The organism is Streptomyces sp. SID5910, assembly GCF_009862125.1.
GTDB lineage: Bacteria > Actinomycetota > Actinomycetes > Streptomycetales > Streptomycetaceae > Streptomyces.
The window spans coordinates 1-15823 of sequence record NZ_WWHX01000615.1; the positions used below are offsets into that span (position 1 = coordinate 1).

16 protein-coding genes and 1 pseudogene are annotated in these 15823 nt (G+C 73.6%); 15 read left to right on the plus strand and 2 right to left on the minus strand.

The window, feature by feature from the left end:
* Both GTW67_RS21505 and GTW67_RS21510 read right to left on the minus strand, forming a co-directional pair.
* Positions 1 to 355, minus strand: a pseudogene (locus GTW67_RS21505) (DUF2470 domain-containing protein); the annotation flags it as partial.
* Between the two features lie 136 nt (positions 356 to 491).
* Positions 492 to 878 (minus strand): hypothetical protein, encoded by a 387-nt coding sequence (locus GTW67_RS21510; protein WP_161166434.1) that lies wholly within the window; start codon positions 876 to 878, stop codon positions 492 to 494.
* A 272-nt stretch (positions 879 to 1150) separates the two neighbouring features.
* Here GTW67_RS21510 and GTW67_RS21515 point away from each other — a divergent pair, with 272 nt between their 5' ends.
* The 15 genes from GTW67_RS21515 to hypE form a co-directional block, all read left to right on the plus strand.
* The gene (locus GTW67_RS21515) at positions 1151 to 2866 is read left to right on the plus strand and encodes an enoyl-CoA hydratase-related protein (RefSeq protein WP_161166435.1); all 1716 of its coding nucleotides are present in this window, start codon (positions 1151 to 1153) and stop codon (positions 2864 to 2866) included.
* Between the two features lie 53 nt (positions 2867 to 2919).
* Positions 2920 to 4008 (plus strand): NADH-quinone oxidoreductase subunit B family protein, encoded by a 1089-nt coding sequence (locus GTW67_RS21520; RefSeq protein WP_161166436.1) that lies wholly within the window; start codon positions 2920 to 2922, stop codon positions 4006 to 4008.
* Between the two features lie 91 nt (positions 4009 to 4099).
* The gene (locus GTW67_RS21525) at positions 4100 to 5884 is read left to right on the plus strand and encodes a nickel-dependent hydrogenase large subunit (RefSeq protein WP_161166437.1); all 1785 of its coding nucleotides are present in this window, start codon (positions 4100 to 4102) and stop codon (positions 5882 to 5884) included.
* Positions 5881 to 6459 (plus strand): NifU-related iron-sulfur-binding protein, encoded by a 579-nt coding sequence (locus GTW67_RS21530; protein WP_161166438.1) that lies wholly within the window; start codon positions 5881 to 5883, stop codon positions 6457 to 6459. The genes GTW67_RS21525 and GTW67_RS21530 overlap by 4 nt, the downstream gene beginning before the upstream one ends.
* Positions 6456 to 7148: a DUF5947 family protein gene (locus tag GTW67_RS21535; RefSeq protein ID WP_524539806.1), complete on the plus strand. Its 693-nt coding sequence runs from the start codon at positions 6456 to 6458 to the stop codon at positions 7146 to 7148. Before GTW67_RS21530 ends, GTW67_RS21535 begins: the two co-directional genes overlap by 4 nt.
* Complete coding sequence (locus GTW67_RS21540) at positions 7145 to 7783, plus strand: DUF6084 family protein (RefSeq protein ID WP_161166439.1); 639 nt, start codon at positions 7145 to 7147, stop codon at positions 7781 to 7783. The genes GTW67_RS21535 and GTW67_RS21540 overlap by 4 nt, the downstream gene beginning before the upstream one ends.
* Entirely contained in the window at positions 7780 to 9264 is a 1485-nt protein-coding gene (locus tag GTW67_RS21545; protein ID WP_346010712.1) for a hypothetical protein, read from the plus strand. The genes GTW67_RS21540 and GTW67_RS21545 overlap by 4 nt, the downstream gene beginning before the upstream one ends.
* Entirely contained in the window at positions 9261 to 9782 is a 522-nt protein-coding gene (locus GTW67_RS21550; RefSeq protein WP_161166440.1) for a hydrogenase maturation protease, read from the plus strand. The genes GTW67_RS21545 and GTW67_RS21550 overlap by 4 nt, the downstream gene beginning before the upstream one ends.
* A 62-nt stretch (positions 9783 to 9844) precedes the next feature.
* Complete coding sequence (locus GTW67_RS38605; protein WP_524539807.1) at positions 9845 to 9961, plus strand: DUF6893 family small protein; 117 nt, start codon at positions 9845 to 9847, stop codon at positions 9959 to 9961.
* Positions 9962 to 10106: 145 nt separating this feature from the next.
* Positions 10107 to 10493 carry a hydrogenase maturation nickel metallochaperone HypA/HybF gene (locus tag GTW67_RS21555; protein WP_161166441.1) on the plus strand — a complete coding sequence of 129 codons (387 nt, stop codon included), beginning with the start codon at positions 10107 to 10109 and terminating at the stop codon, positions 10491 to 10493.
* A gap of 2 nt (positions 10494 to 10495) precedes the next feature.
* Positions 10496 to 11191, plus strand: coding sequence for a hydrogenase nickel incorporation protein HypB (gene hypB / locus GTW67_RS21560; RefSeq protein WP_161166442.1), 696 nt, complete (start codon positions 10496 to 10498; stop codon positions 11189 to 11191).
* Entirely contained in the window at positions 11188 to 13581 is a 2394-nt protein-coding gene (gene hypF, locus GTW67_RS21565) for a carbamoyltransferase HypF (RefSeq protein ID WP_161166443.1), read from the plus strand. Before hypB ends, hypF begins: the two co-directional genes overlap by 4 nt.
* A gap of 40 nt (positions 13582 to 13621) precedes the next feature.
* On the plus strand, positions 13622 to 13900 hold the full coding sequence (locus GTW67_RS21570; RefSeq protein ID WP_161166444.1) for a HypC/HybG/HupF family hydrogenase formation chaperone: 279 nt from the start codon (positions 13622 to 13624) through the stop codon (positions 13898 to 13900).
* Positions 13897 to 15039 (plus strand): hydrogenase formation protein HypD, encoded by a 1143-nt coding sequence (gene hypD, locus GTW67_RS21575; RefSeq protein WP_161166445.1) that lies wholly within the window; start codon positions 13897 to 13899, stop codon positions 15037 to 15039. The genes GTW67_RS21570 and hypD overlap by 4 nt, the downstream gene beginning before the upstream one ends.
* Positions 15032 to 15823 (plus strand): hydrogenase expression/formation protein HypE (hypE, locus tag GTW67_RS21580; RefSeq protein ID WP_161166446.1); only part of this gene is annotated, 792 nt, incomplete at its 3' end. The genes hypD and hypE, both read left to right, overlap by 8 nt.

The window sequence follows — 15823 nt, forward strand, 5'->3', positions numbered from 1 at the left end:
CGTCCTCCAGGACGCACTGCCCGAACTCCATGCACGTACTCTCGGCGGACTCGGGGTCGTACGGCGCGGCCAGCAGCCCGGTGAGCGTGACGCGGGCGCGCAGCCGGTCGCGTACGGGCGTGGGGGCGACGTCGGTGAGTTCCAGGCGGATCGGCACCCGGCCGCCCGGCGGGGTGCCCGGGCCCTCGAACGGCGCGTGCAGGTGGACGTGGCCCATGACCCCGGCACCGTCGAGGCGCCGGACCTCGGTGTGCCGGCCGTCCGTGACCACGGTCATCGAGTGGGCGGCGGCCAGGATCGAGCGGGCGCGTTCGGCGGCGGTCGGCTCGCCGGCACGCAGGGGGGTACGACGCATCCGGATCCTCCCGGAGGTCAGGTGGTTAGGTTTGCCTAACCTAACCTACACCGACCTCGCCGCCGCCCGGCCCCGAAGCGAGGACTGCCGGGCCGCCTTCGTCGCGGTCTCCGGGGCCTGACCGTTCCCGCGGGACTCAGCCGGGCCGGCGTTCCTCGCCCGGGCCGTCCGGGTCGACGCCGGTGAACGCGGAGTCGTCCTTGGTGCCGCTGGGACGGCCGGAGCGGCCCCTGCGTTCGGTGTCCCGCATGCCCTTCTCCGGCTTGCCGCCGTACTCCTCGCCCCGCTGCGCGTCGCTGCGCGCGACGTCCCCGGGGACCGGCTCGCTCTCCTCCCGTGCCCGCTTGCGGCCGGGGCCGGCGGGTCCCGCGTGTTCCTCCGGGTGGAAGGAGCGGCGGGCGCTGGGGTTGTCCTGCCGGTGTGTCTCGTCCACGTCCGGGGACCAGCCGTGATGCTCCGAGCCCTGGTGGCGGCTGGGCCCACGGTCCTCCGACCGCTTCGCCGATTCGTGCTCCTTGGACATGCGCGACCCACCTGTCCGCTGTTCGGGAGGGCGCGTCGCTCCGCACCCTCGACAGGTCAATTCTCCCACTTCGCGGCAAAGCGGTCATTCCGGGACCAGTGGTGGTGATGCCCAGCCCGGCGGTGGTGCCCCCGCCTTCCAGGTGGCCGAGACCGCCACCCTTTCGAGTGGCGAGCGGGATTCATGTCGACGGCTGGGCGCCGGCGTGCGCCACCATCTCTGGCAGCCGGTCGCACCCCGCCGATGACCCCGGTCCCCCCGGAAGGTACGTCATGCGCATCCTGCTCGTCGCCAGTGCCTACAACAGCCTCGCGCAACGCCTGCACGCCGAGCTGCGCGACCGCGCGCACACCGTCGCCGTCGAGGTGACGCCGCGCGGCGAGGACGTGCGCGACGCGGTCGTCCGCCACTCCCCCGACCTGGTGCTGGCCCCGATGCTGCGGACCGTCGTCCCCCGCGACGTGTGGGAGACGCGGACCTGCCTGATCGTCCACCCGGGGCCCGTCGGCGACCGAGGGCCCTCCTCGCTGGACTGGGCGCTCCTGGAGGGCGCCGACGAGTGGGGCGTGACCGTGTTGCAGGCTGAGGAGGAGATGGACGCGGGGCCCGTGTGGGCGACGGCCCGCGTGCGCGTGCCGGCGGTCGGCAAGAGCGACCTGTACCGCAACGAGCTGGCCGACGCGGCGGTCGACGCGGCCCTGACGGCCGTGGAGCGCTTCGCGTCCGGCACGTACGCCCCGCTCGACCAGCGCACCCTGGCGAGCGCGCCGGGCGCCCGCACCCGCCCGCCGATGCGCCAGGCCACCCGGCGCATCGCGTGGTCCGACGACCCCACCGAGACGGTCCTGCGCAAGCTGCGCGCCGCCGACTCCCAGCCCGGCGTCCTGGACGAGCTGCTCGGCGCGGAATGGTTCCTGCACGGAGGCCACCCGGAGCCGCTGCTGCGCGGGCGCCCGGGTGAGGTGCTGGCGACGAGGGCCGGGGCCATCTGCCGGGCGACCCGGGACGGCGCCGTGTGGATCCCGGAGCTGCGAGCCCGTACCGGGCCGGGCGAGCCGCGCGCCTGCAAGCTGCCCGCCACCCTCGCCCTCGGCGGTCGCCTGCCCGCGCTGCCGGAGGTGCCCGCGCCGGTCCTGCCGTCCGACGGCGACGCCGGGTGGTCGGACATCCGCTACCGGGAGCGGGGGCCGGTGGGCGTGGTGTCGTTCTCGTTCCCCGGCGGCGCGATGTCCACCGGCCAGTGCCGGCGCCTGCTGGCCGCCTACCGGGCCGCCTGCGAACGGCCCACCACGGCCCTGGTGCTGGGCGGTGCCCGGGACTTCTTCTCCAACGGCATCCATCTCGGCGTCATCGAGGCCGCCCCCGACCCGGCGGCGGAGTCGTGGGCCAACATCAACGCCATCGACGACCTCGTCGAGGCCGTGCTGACCACCACCGACCGCCTGGTGGTGGCGGCCATCGGCGGCAACGCGGCCGCCGGCGGCGTCATGATGGCGCTGGCCGCCGACGAGGTGTGGTGCCGTTCCGGGGCCGTGCTCAACCCGCACTACCGGCGCATGGGCCTCTACGGCTCCGAGTTCTGGACGTACAGCCTGCCGCGCCGGGTCGGCGCCCCGGCCGCCGAACGGCTGACCCGCGAGGCACTGCCGCTCAGCGCCTCCCGCGCCCAGGAGATCGGCCTCGTCGACCGGGTCGTCGACTGCGCGCCGGCCTGCTTCACCGACGAGGTCACCCGGCTGGCCGAACGGTGGGCGGGCTCCCCCGGCGCACCGGCGCGGCTGGCCGCGAAGAAGGCGGAGAGCGAGCGGCGCGAGGCGGTCACACCCCTGGCGGCGGTCCGCGGGCGGGAACTCGACCGGATGCGGAGAATCTTCTTCGACCCCGACGCGCCCTACCACGCGCTCCGCCGGGCGTTCGTCCGCAAGCAGACGGCCCCCGGCGCCCAGTCCGTCACGCATGCGGTGGCGGGCGAGGTGGCCGACGCTTAGCGGGAACCACGGGCCGGTCCGCCGGCTCCGACCCTTCCTCCCAGGAGGCCCTGATGAACGCAGCGTCCCCGGCCACGAGCGAGGATCCGGACACGGCCGGCGCGATCGGCACGGACGAGAACCCGATCCACATTCTCTGGATCAACGCCGGGCTGAGTTGCGACGGTGACTCCGTCGCCCTGACGGCCGCGATGCAGCCGAGCATCGAGGAGATCGCGCTCGGCGCGCTGCCCGGTCTGCCGAAGATCGCCGTGCACTGGCCGCTGATCGACTTCGAGTGCGGGCCGGTCGGCGGCGCGGACACGTTCATCGAGTGGTTCTTCAAGGGCGAGCGCGGCGAGATCGACCCGTTCGTGCTGGTGATCGAGGGGTCCATCCCGAACGAGTCGATCAAGCCGGAGGGCTACTGGTGCGGCTTCGGCGACAACCCGGAGACCGGCCAGCCCATCACCACCAGCGAGTGGATCGACCGGCTCGCCCCCAAGGCCCTCGCGGTCGTCGCGATCGGCACCTGCGCCACGTACGGCGGCATCCACGCCATGGCCGGCAACCCGACCGGCGCCATGGGTGTCCCCGACTACCTGGGCTGGGACTGGAAGTCGGCGGCCGGCATCCCGATCGTGTGCGTGCCGGGCTGTCCGATCCAGCCGGACAACTTCGCCGAGACCCTGACGTACCTGCTGTACCAGGCCGCCGGTTCGGCGCCGATGATCCCGCTCGACGACAAGCTGCGCCCGAACTGGCTGTTCGGGGCGACCGTGCACGAGGGCTGCGACCGGGCCGGCTACTACGAGCAGGGCCAGTTCGCCACGACGTACGACTCCCCCAAGTGCCTGGTGAAGCTGGGCTGCTGGGGGCCGGTGGTGAAGTGCAACGTGCCCAAGCGCGGGTGGATGAACGGCATCGGCGGCTGTCCCAACGTGGGCGGCATCTGCATCGCGTGCACCATGCCCGGCTTCCCGGACAAGTTCATGCCCTTCATGGACGAGCCGCCCGGCGGCAAGGTCTCCAGCACCGCCAGCGGCGCCTACGGCGCGGTGATCCGCCGGCTGCGGTCCCTCACGGCGAAGACCGTGGACAAGGAGCCCAAGTGGCGGCACACCGGCCGGGAGATCACCACCGGCTACCGGCCGCCCTGGTGACGGCCCCCCGATCCCTGCCGCCCTGGTGACGGCCCCCGACCTCTCCCCGACAGCCCGCAGACCCGACCGACCGAAGGGCAGCACACAGACGATGGCGACCTCGACGAAGACCGGTGACGGCACCGGTCTGGTGGAGATGGCGTGGGACCCGATCACCCGGATCGTGGGCAGCCTCGGCATCCACACGAAGATCGACTTCAAGCAGAAGCGGGTCGCCGAGTGCTACAGCACCTCGTCGGTCTTCCGCGGCTACAGCGTCTTCATGCGCGGCAAGGACCCGCGCGACGCTCACTTCATCACCAGCCGCATCTGCGGCATCTGCGGTGACAACCACGCCACCTGCTCGGTGTACGCGCAGAACATGGCGTACGGCGTGAAGCCGCCGCACCTCGGCGAGTGGATCATCAACCTCGGCGAGTCCGCGGAGTACATGTTCGACCACAACATCTTCCAGGAGAACCTGGTCGGGGTCGACTACTGCGAGAAGATGGTCCGCGAGACCAACCCGGGCGTCCTCGAACTCGCCGAGCGCACCGAGGCGCCGCACGCGGCCGAGCACGGCTACCGCACCATCGCCGACATCATGCGCTCGCTGAACCCGCTGGAGGGCGAGTTCTACCGGGAGGCGCTCCAGGTCAGCCGGTACACGCGGGAGATGTTCTGCCTGATGGAGGGCCGCCATGTGCACCCCTCCACGCTCTACCCGGGCGGCGTCGGCACGATCGGCTCGGTGCAGCTCTTCACGGACTACATGTCGCGGCTCATGCGGTACGTGGAGTTCATGAAGCGCGTCGTGCCGCTCCACGACGACCTGTTCGACTTCTTCTACGAGGCCCTGCCGGGCTACGAGGAGGTCGGCCGCCGGCGGGTGCTGCTCGGCTGCTGGGGCGCGCTCAACGACCCGGAGTACTGCGACTTCACCTACGCCAACATGAGCGACTGGGGCCGACGCATGTTCGTCACCCCCGGCGTGATCGTGGACGGCAAGCTGGTCACCAACGACCTCACCGAGATCAACCTCGGCATCCGCATCCTGCTGGGCAGCTCGTACTACGAGGACTGGGAGGGCCGGCAGGAGCCCTTCGTCACCCACGACCCGCTCGGCAACCCGGTGGATCCGCGCCACCCGTGGAACCAGCACACCATCCCGGCGCCGCAGAAGCGGGACTTCAACGACAAGTACAGCTGGGTGATGTCCCCGCGCTGGTTCGACGGCAAGGACTACCTGCCGCTCGACACCGGCGGCGGCCCCATCGCCCGCCTGTGGTCCACCGCCCTGTCGGGGCTCGTCGACGTGGGCTACGTGAAGGCGACCGGGCACAGCGTGGTCATCAACCTGCCGCGCACGCTGACCAAGCCGGAGACCACCTTCGAGTGGAAGATCCCGAAGTGGTCCAACGCCCTGGAGCGCAACCGGGCGCGCACCTACTTCCAGGCGTACGCCGCCGCCATCGCGCTGCACTGCGCGGAGAAGGGCCTGGAGGAGGTCCGCGCCGGACGCACCCAGACCTGGGAGAAGTTCGAGGTGCCGGACGAGTCCATCGGCTGCGGGTTCACCGAGGCGGTGCGCGGCGTCCTCTCCCACCACATGGTCATCCGGGACGGCAAGATCGCCAACTACCACCCGTACCCGCCGACCCCGTGGAACGCCTCCACCCGCGACACGTACGGCACGCCCGGGCCGTACGAGGACGCGGTGCAGAACACGCCGATCTTCGAGGAGAACTCCCCGGAGAACTTCAAGGGCATCGACATCATGCGGGCCGTGCGCAGCTTCGACCCCTGTCTGCCGTGCGGGGTGCACATGTACGTCGGTGACGGCAGGACGGTCAAGAGCATGCACGTGCCCACCGGACTGAGCGGCCTGGGCGGATGACCGGCGCGCACGGGACGGCGGAGCGCGGCGCGGTGAGCGCGGAGGCCGCGGGGCGCAGCGTCGAGGAGGTCCTCGACCGGCTCACCGCCTCCGGCGACCGGGCCGCGAGCGAGGCCGCCGAGGAACTGGTGCGGGTGCTCATGGAGTTCTACGGCGCCGGGCTCGCCCGCGTCGTGGAGCTGGTGGGGCGTGCGCCGGCCGGGAAGGCACTGGCGGCGCTGGGCGACGACGAGCTGGTGGCGAGCCTGCTGGTGCTGCACGGGCTGCACCCGGACGGTGTCGTCGCCCGCATCGCCAAGGCCCTGGACAGGGTGCAACAGCCCCTGGAGAACGCCGGGTTCGACGCGGCGTCGGGTGAGCTGAGGCTGCGGCTCACCGGCTCGTCGGGCTGCGGCTGCGGCTCCACGCGGGAGGCCGTCGAGGAGGCGGCGCGGGACGTGCTGGTCTGCTTCGCCCCGGAGGTGACGTCGGTGACCCTGGAGGACGCGGTGCGCGAGCCCGCCCTGTTCCAGATCGGCGCGGCCCCGCCCGGCACCGCCCGCACGGGTGGCCGCCCGTCGGCGACGGCACCGTGACCGCCGGGAACCACGGCGCCGTGCGGACGCCGCCGGGACTCCCGGGCCGAACCGGTGCCGGTCTGGCGCGCTTCACGGCACCGCGCCCGCCTCGCGAGGAGCGCTGCGAGCTGTGCGCGGCGCCCCTGTCCGGCGCACGGCACCGGCATCTCGTGGACGTCGAGAACCGGGCGCTGGCCTGCGCCTGCGAGCCGTGCGCCCAGTTGCTCGACCGCTCGGGCGAGACGACCGGCCGCTTCCGCACGGTCCCCGGCCGCTACCTGAGCGATCCCGCGCACGGCGTCGACGACCGGGCCTGGGACCGGCTCGGCATCCCCGTCGGCGTCGCCTTCTTCTTCCGCAACTCCGCGCTCGGCCGGCTGGTCGCGCTGTACCCGAGCCCGGCCGGGGCGACCGAGAGCGAACTGGAGGAGGAGACCTGGCAGTCGGTGCTGGGCGGCACACCGCTGGCCGAGCTCCTCGAACCCGACGTGGAGGCACTGCTGCTGCGCCGCCACGAGGGCACCGTCGAGTCCTACCTGGTGCCGGTCGACATCTGCTACGAACTGGTGGGCCGCATGCGCCTGCGCTGGCAGGGCTTCGACGGCGGCGCCGAGGCCCGCGCCGACCTGGACGCCTTCTTCGCTCACGTCCGCGACCGGGCCCGCGACGCCCGCCACGTCGCCGATCCGGGAGTGGTACGCGGATGACCGAGTTCGCCTTCACCTGCACCGGTGTGCGCGCCGATCCGTACGCGGCCGGGCCCACGCTGGTGTTCCGCCTGCGCGTCACCGCTTCCCCCGGGACGCGGGTGCACGCCCTGGCCCTGCGCTGCCAGATCCGTATCGAACCGGCCCGGCGCACCTACGCGGACACCGAGGCGGACGCGCTGACCGACCTGTTCGGGGAGCGGTCCCGCTGGGGCAGCAGTCTCCTGCCCGTGCAGTTCGCCCAGGTCCCGGTGATGGTGCAGGGCTTCACCGGCGAGACGGAGGTCGACCTGCCGGTGCCGTGCACCTACGACATGGACGTCGCCTCCTCCCGGTACTTCCACGCGCTGGAGGACGGGGAGGTGCCGCTGCTCCTGCTGTTCTCCGGTACGGCGTTCACCGGTGCCGGCGGCTTCCACGTGGAACCGGTGCCCTGGGACCGGGAGGCGAGCTGCCGGATGCCGGTGAAGACCTGGCAGGAGATGGTCGACCAGCACTTCCCGGGCTGCGGCTGGCTGCGGCTGCCCCGCGACACCATGGACGCGCTGCTCGCCCACCGGTCCCGGCAGGCGCTGCCCTCGTGGCAGGCGACCGTCGAACACCTGCTGGCCGCGGCCGGGGAGAGGACACCGTGACCACGACCGCCCTGACGGCGTTCACCGCCGGCACCGAGACCCGTCTCGACGTCGCCCGGCACGTCGCCGACGCCGTGCTGTTCGAGGGCTACGTCCTCTACCCGTACCGCGCGTCGGCGGCCAAGAACCGGCTGCGCTGGCAGTTCGGCGTCCTCGTGCCACCGTCGTGGACCACGGCCACCGGTGAACACGACTGCCAGCGGACCGAGTTGCTGATGGAGCCCCGCGCCGGCGCGACTCTCGCCGTCGAGGTCCGCTTCCTGCACGCCCAGCGGCGCACGGTCCAACGGGCGCTGCCCGACGGCGGTTTCGAGACCGTGCCGGAACTCGGGCTGGACGACCGGGTCCTGGTGCCCTGGGACGAGGGTCACGAGGAACGGGTCCGCGTCGCCGTGCCCGTGGCGGACCTGGCGGAACCGGGCATCACCCTGCCCTTCTCGCGGCCGGCGGCCGAGGAGACCGAGCAGGTCACGGACGCCGGCGGGCAGCTCGTCGGGCGGCTCGTGCGGCACCGTGAGGAGATCAGCGGCACCCTGCGCCTGTGCGCCACCGAACTGGACGGCCCGTACGCCACGCTGCGGCTGAGCGTGGTCGTCGAGAACACCAGCGACTGGGTCCCCGCCGAGGGCGCCGACCGGGACGCGGCCCTGCTGCGCTCCCTGGTCGCCGCGCACACCATGCTGCGCCTGGACGCCGGGCACTTCCTGTCCCCGACCGACCCGCCCGAGTGGGCCAGGCCTGCCGTCGCGGGCTGCCGCAACCAGCACACCTGGCCAGTCCTGGCCGGCGAACCCGGCTCGCGCGACCTGGTCCTGTCCTCGCCGATCATCCTGGAGGACCACCCGGCGATCGCCCCGGAGAGCCCCGGCGCCCTGTACGACGCCACGGAGATCGACGAGATCCTCGCACTGCGCACCGCCGCCCTCACCGACGAGGAGAAACGCGAGGCCAGGGGCACCGACGACCGGGCCGCCGCGGTGATCGAGCTGGCCGACTCGATGCCGGCGGAGATCCTGGAACGCCTGCACGGCGCGGTACGCGGCCTGCGCGAGGTGACGGAACCCGGCGCGGCCGGCCTCGGTCCGCCGGTGTTCTCCGAGCCCTCCCGTGACGAGCCCGGCGCCGCGTTCGACGGGGCGGGCCCGGCCGGCTTCGTCCGCCCCGACACCCCGTGGTGGGACCCGGGCGCGGACTCCTCCGTCGACCCGGACCACGACCACGTCCTGGTCGACGGGCGGCCGGTGCGCGCGGGCTGCCGTGTCGTCCTGCGGCCCCGGCTGCGCCACACCGACGCGCAGGACCTGTTCCTCGACGGCCGGGCGGCCCTGGTGGAGGCCGTGCTGCACGACGTCGACGGCGGCGTGCACATCGCCGTCACCGTCGAGGACGACCCGGGCGCCGACATCCGGCGCGAGCAGGGCCGCTATCTCTACTTCCAGCCCGACGAGGTCACGGTCGCGGGCGTCGAGGAGGACGCGTGAACACCACCGGCCCCGCAGCCCCGCGCACGCTGGTCGCCGGGGTGGGCAACGTGTTCCTCGGCGACGACGGCTTCGGCGTGGAGGCGGCCGCGGCCCTGGCCGTCCGGGGCGACCTGCCCGAGGGTGTCGAGGTCGCCGACATCGGCATCCGCGGCGTCCACCTCGCCTACCGGGTCCTGGACGGGTACGACACGCTCGTCCTCCTCGACGCCACCGCGCGGGGCGGCGAACCCGGCACCCTGTACGTGATTGACGCGACGGACCCCGACGACCGCCGGCCGGCGGAGGGGGGCGTCCCGCTGGACGGTCACCGCATGACCCCCGACGCCGTCCTCGCCCTGCTGGACACCCTGTGCGCCGGCACCGGTGCGTCGCCCCCGCGGCGCACCCTGGTGGTGGGCTGCGAACCCGCCACCGTCGAGGAGGGCATCGGCCTCAGCCCGCGGGTGGCGGCCGCCGTTCCCGAGGCGGTGCGCCTGGTCGGCGAACTGGTCCGTGACGAGGCCGCCGTCCAGTGAGCCGGCCGCCAACTGCCACGAGCGCCCCACCCCTCACCCACTCCACGTCCACGGAGAGCGCCATGAACAAGCAGCTCGTCGGCGGCACCGCCGCCGCCCTCACCGCCACCGCGCTGGGCCTGATCGTCGCCAACCTCTGGCCGGACCTCCGGCGTTATCTGCGTATCCGCCGGATGTGACACGGGCCCCGAGGCCGCGCCGGGCCCGCGTGCACCGATCGGGTTGTCCGTCCGCGGGGGCGCGGCGCGCCGGTCGGCGCCGTCTTCCGACCCTGCCTGTAATGGGCGGCGGCAAGACACCTGCCCGGCCCAGGACGGAGACGCGATGCACGAGATGTCCGTCGCCCTCGCGGTCGTGGACCAGGTGGCGGAGGCGGCCCAGGCCCGGAGCGCGCGGGGCGTGCGCCGCGTCTGCCTGGACGTGGGCGAACTCGCCGGCGTGGTCTCCGACTCCCTCACCTTCTGCTTCGGACTCGCCTGCGCCGGGACGGTCCTCGAAGGGGCCGAACTCGTCGCCCGTACGGTGCCCGGCCGGGCCTCCTGCGCCCCGTGCGGGCGGACCTGGGACACCGGCATGCCGCCCGACCTGCTCTGCGCCGGGTGCCGCGGGGCGGCCACCGAACTGCTGGCGGGGCGTGAGCTGAGGATCACCGAAGTGAGCTGGGCCCCGCAGCCCGCGACCGCTCCCGCCCCCTCTCGTGAGGAGAACTGACGATGTGCCGCACAGTCGACCTCCGGCAGGCCGTGCTCGCCAAGAACTCGATGGCGGCCGGCATCCTGCGCACCGAACTCACCGCGCGCGGAACGACGTTGATCAACCTCCTGTCCAGCCCCGGCAGCGGCAAGACCGCCCTGCTGGAGCGCGAACTGCTGCTGGCCCGCGAGCGCGGGGTCGCCGCCGCCGCGCTCACCGCGGACCTCGCGACCGAGAACGACGCGACCCGGCTGGCCCGTTCCGGCGTCCCCGTCAAGCAGGTCCTCACCGACGGGCTGTGCCATCTGGAGGCGGACATGCTCGCCGGGCACCTGCACGACTGGCTGCCCGAGGACACCCGCCTGCTGTTCGTGGAGAACGTCGGCAACCTGGTATGCCCCGCCTCCTACGACCTCGGCGAGGCGCTGCGGGTGGTCCTGGCGTCCGTGACGGAGGGCGAGGACAAGCCCCTGAAGTACCCCACCGCCTTCGGCCTGGCCCAGTTGGTCGTCGTCACCAAGTCCGACCTCGCGGGGCCCGCCGAGTTCGACGAGGACGCCTTCCGCGCCCATGTGCAGCAGGTCAACCCCGGCGTGGACGTCGTCCTCAGCTCCGTACGCACCGGGGAGGGCGCGGGTGTGCTGGTCGACCGGGCCCTCGCGGCGGCCGAGGGGAACGCCGTCCACGCACCGGTGATGGCCAGGGCCGAGGCGTGAGCACCGCCCCCGGCCTCGCCGCGTCACCGACGGCCGCACCGTCGGCCGCACCGCCGGTGCGGCGGGCCAGGGTGGTGGTCCGGGGCGTGGTGCAGGGCGTGGGCTTCCGGCCGTTCGTCTACGGGCTCGCCGTCGAGTCGGGGCTCGCCGGGCACGTCACCAACACGGGCGACGGCGTCGTGGTCGAGGTGCAGGGAGCGGCGGGGGCCGTCGACCGGTTCCGTGCGCGGCTGGCCGCGGAGGCGCCGCCACTCGCCGTGGTGGAGTCCGTCGAGGCGGGCGAGCTGCCGGTCGTCGCCGGCGAGAGCGGCTTCCGCATCGTCCCCTCACGCGCCGACGGGCCGGTGCGTACGCTCGTGGCGCCCGACACCGCCACCTGCGACGACTGCCTGGCCGAGCTGGCCGATCCGGCCGACCGGCGCCACCGGCATCCGTTCATCACCTGCACGCACTGCGGACCGCGCTTCACCATCGTCACGGGCCTGCCGTACGACCGGGCACACACCACGATGGCGGACTTCCCGCTGTGTCCCGCGTGCGACCGCGAGTACCACGACCCGGCCGACCGGCGCTTCCACGCGCAGCCGGTGGCCTGCCCCGGCTGCGGCCCGCGGCTGCGGCTGGTCACCGCGGACGGCGCGACCGCGGACGGCGACCCCGTCGCCGAGGCCCGGCGCCTGCTCGCCTCGGGCGCGATCGTCGCCGTCAAGGGCGTGGGCGGCTACCACCTCGCCTGCGACGCGACGCGCGCGGACACGGTCGTCGAACTGCGCCGCCGCAAGGCCCGCGGGGACAAGCCGTTCGCGCTGATGGCCCGGGACGTCCGCGACATCGAGCACCTGGTCCACCTCGGGCCCGTGGAGCGGGAGTTGCTCACCGGGCGGGAGCGGCCGGTCGTCCTGCTGCGCCGGCGTACCGGCTCGCGGCAGGCGCCCGGCGCGCCGGTCCCCGCCGGCGCCGTCGCGCCGGGCAGCCCCGACCTCGGGGTCATGCTGCCGTACACGCCCGTGCACCATCTGCTGCTCCAGGACGACGGCCGGGGGCCCGGCCTGCTGGTGATGACCAGCGGCAATCTGTCCGGGGAGCCCATCGTCACGGACGACGGGCAGGCCCTGGAGCGGCTGGCACCGCTGGCCGACGCGTGGCTCACGCACGACCGGCCGATCCACGTCCCGTGCGACGACTCGGTGGTCCGCGTCTGCGACGGCGAACCCCTGGTCCTGCGCCGCTCGCGCGGATACGCGCCGCTGCCCCTCACGCTGCCCGTTCCGGTGCCGCCGACGCTCGCGGTGGGCGGTGACCTGAAGAACGTCTTCTGCCTGGGCGAGGGCGACAAGGCGTGGCTCTCCGCCCACGTCGGTGACATGGACGACCTGGCCACGCAGGGGGCCTTCGAGCGCGCCGAGCGGCAGTTGGAGTCCGTCACCGGTGTGCGCCCGGTCCTGCTCGCCGCCGACACGCATCCCGCGTACCGGTCGGCCGCCTGGGCCCGGCGCCATGCGGACGGCCGCCGTCTGGTCGCCGTCCAGCACCATCACGCGCACATCGCCGCCCTGCTCGCCGAGCACCGGGTGGCGGACGGGGAGCGGGTGATCGGGGTCGCCTTCGACGGCACCGGGCACGGTGACGACGGTGCCGTGTGGGGCGGCGAGTTCCTGCTCGCGGACTACGCGGGCTACCGCCGCTTCGCCCACCTCGCCTACGTGCCGCTGCCCGGCGGGGACGCGGCGGTGCGGCGCCCGTACCGCATGGCCCTCGCCCACCTGCACGCGGCCGGTCTGGCCGCGGACTCCGGCCTGCCCTGCTCCATCGCCTGCCCGCCCGCCGAACGGCGTGTGCTGGACGCCCAGTTGGCGCGGGGAGTGGCGTGCGTGCCCACGTCCAGCATGGGGCGGCTCTTCGACGCGGTGTCGTCCCTGGCGGGCGTCTGCCACTACGCGAGCTACGAGGCGCAGGCCGCGATCGAGCTGGAGGCCGCGGCCGTGTCGGCCGGTGACGTGGCCGAGGACCCGCGGTACGCCCTGCGTCTCGCCGGGCAACCGGGTTCCGGCGCAGGCCTGCTGACCGCCGACCCCGGGCCGCTGCTGGCGGCCGTCCTGGCGGACGTGCGGCGGGGCGTGCCCCGGGCGGTCGTCGCCGCGCGGTTCCATCTGGCGGTCGCCCGGCTCGTGCGCGAGGTGTGCTCGGCCGCCCGCGACGCCTGCGGACTGGAGACGGTGGCGCTGAGCGGCGGGGTGTTCGCCAACACGCTGCTGTCCTCGGCCTGCGCACGCGGGCTGCGCGAGGACGGCTTCACCGTGCTGCGTCACCGCGAGGTGCCGCCCAACGACGGCGGTCTGGCCCTGGGCCAGCTCGTCGTGGCCGCACGCACCGGAGCCGGCCACGGGTGACGGGGCGCGGGCCCTCCGTACGACAAGTGAGGAGACACGCATGTGCCTGGCGGTACCCGGCAGAGTGCTGGGTGTGGAGGAACGGGACGGCACCCGGATGGCCACCGTCGACTTCGGCGGGGTCGTCAAGGAGGTGTGCCTGGAGTATCTGCCGGACCTCCAGGTCGGCGAGTACGCCATCGTCCACGTGGGGTTCGCCCTTCAGCGGCTGGACGAGGAGTCCGCCCGCAGGACGCTGGAGCTGTTCGAGAACCTCGGCATGCTCCAGGAGGAGTTCGGAGATCCGTGGGAGCAGGCGGCCGGGGAGGTCGGACGGTGAAGTACATCGAGGAGTTCCAGGACCCGGAGCTGGCGGCGCGGCTGCTCGACGACATCAGGTCGACGGTGACCAGGCCGTGGGCGCTGATGGAGGTGTGCGGCGGTCAGACCCACACGATCATCCGGCACGGCATCGACCAACTCCTGCCCGATGAAGTGGAGTTGATTCACGGGCCGGGGTGCCCGGTGTGTGTGACCCCACTGGACGTCATCGACAAGGCGCTGGCGATCGCGTCCCGGCCGGAGGTGATCTTCTGCTCCTTCGGCGACATGCTGCGGGTGCCGGGCACCGGCCGCGACCTGTTCCAGGTGCGCGGCGAGGGCGGCGACGTCCGCGTCGTGTACTCGCCGCTGGACGCGCTGCGCATCGCGGAGGAGAACCCGGACCGGGAGGTCGTGTTCTTCGGCATCGGTTTCGAGACGACCGCCCCGCCCAACGCGATGACGGTGTACCAGGCCCGCAAGCGCGGCATCCGCAACTTCAGCCTGCTGGTCTCGCATGTGCGGGTGCCGCCCGCGATCGAGGCGATCATGCAGTCGCCTGACTGCCGGGTGCAGGGCTTCCTGGCGGCCGGGCACGTGTGCAGCGTGATGGGGACGGACGAGTATCCGGGCCTGGCGGAGCGGTTCGGGGTGCCCATCGTGGTGACCGGGTTCGAGCCGCTGGACATCCTGGAGGGCGTACGGCGCACCGTGCGGCAGCTGGAACGCGGCGAGCACACCGTCGACAACGCGTATCCGCGGGCGGTGCGCGCGGAGGGCAACCCAGCCGCGCGGGCGATGCTGGACGACGTCTTCGAGGTCACCGACCGGTCGTGGCGCGGCATCGGCGTCATCCCGGCGAGCGGCTGGCGGCTGTCCTCCCGCTACCGGGACCACGACGCCGAACACCGCTTCCAGGTCGGGGACATCACCACCCGCGAGCCGGCCGAGTGCCGCAGCGGTGAGGTGCTGCAAGGGCTGCTCAAGCCCCACGAGTGCGAGGCCTTCGGCACGACCTGCACGCCGCGCACCCCGCTCGGCGCCACCATGGTCTCCAGCGAGGGCGCGTGCGCCGCGTACTACCTGTACCGGCGCCTCGACCTGCCGGCCCGCACGGCACCGTCCGCCCCGATCCTGGAGGACAGCAGCGTTGTCTGACACCACCGCGGCACCGGACATGTTCGCCCTGACCTGCCCCGCGCCGCTGCGCGAGCGGGCGCGGGTGGTGATGGGCCACGGCGGGGGCGGCGCGATGTCCGCCGAGCTGGTCGAGCAGGTCGTCCTGCCGGGACTCGGTTCGGCGGTGCCCGCCGCGCTGACCGACTCCGCCGTGCTGGAGCTCGGGGGCGCCCGACTGGCCTTCTCCACCGACTCGTTCGTGGTGCGGCCGCTGTTCTTCCCCGGCGGCAGCATCGGCGACCTGGCCGTCAACGGCACGGTCAACGACCTCGCGATGAGCGGTGCGCGCCCGGCGTTCCTCTCGTGCGGGCTCATCCTGGAGGAGGGCGTCGAGATCGACACCGTGTCCCGGGTGGCCGAGGCGCTCGGGGCCGCCGCCCGCGCGGCCGGGGTGCGGGTGGTGACCGGGGACACCAAGGTCGTGGAGGCTGGGCACGGCGACGGCGTCTACATCAACACCTCCGGGATCGGGCTGGTCCCCGCCGGGGTCGAGCTGGACCCGCGGCGCGTGGTGCCCGGCGACGTCGTGCTGGTCAGCGGCGCCATCGGCGCCCACGGCATGGCCATCATGAGCGAGCGGGAGAACCTGGGCTTCGAGGCGGACGTCGTCAGCGACTGCGCGCCGCTCGGCGGGCTCGTCGAGGCGATGCTGAACGTCACCCCGGACCTGCACGTCCTGCGGGACCCGACGCGCGGGGGCCTGGCCGCGTCCCTGAACGAGATCGCGGCGGCCTCGGGCTGCGGGGTCGTCGTCCAGCAGCGA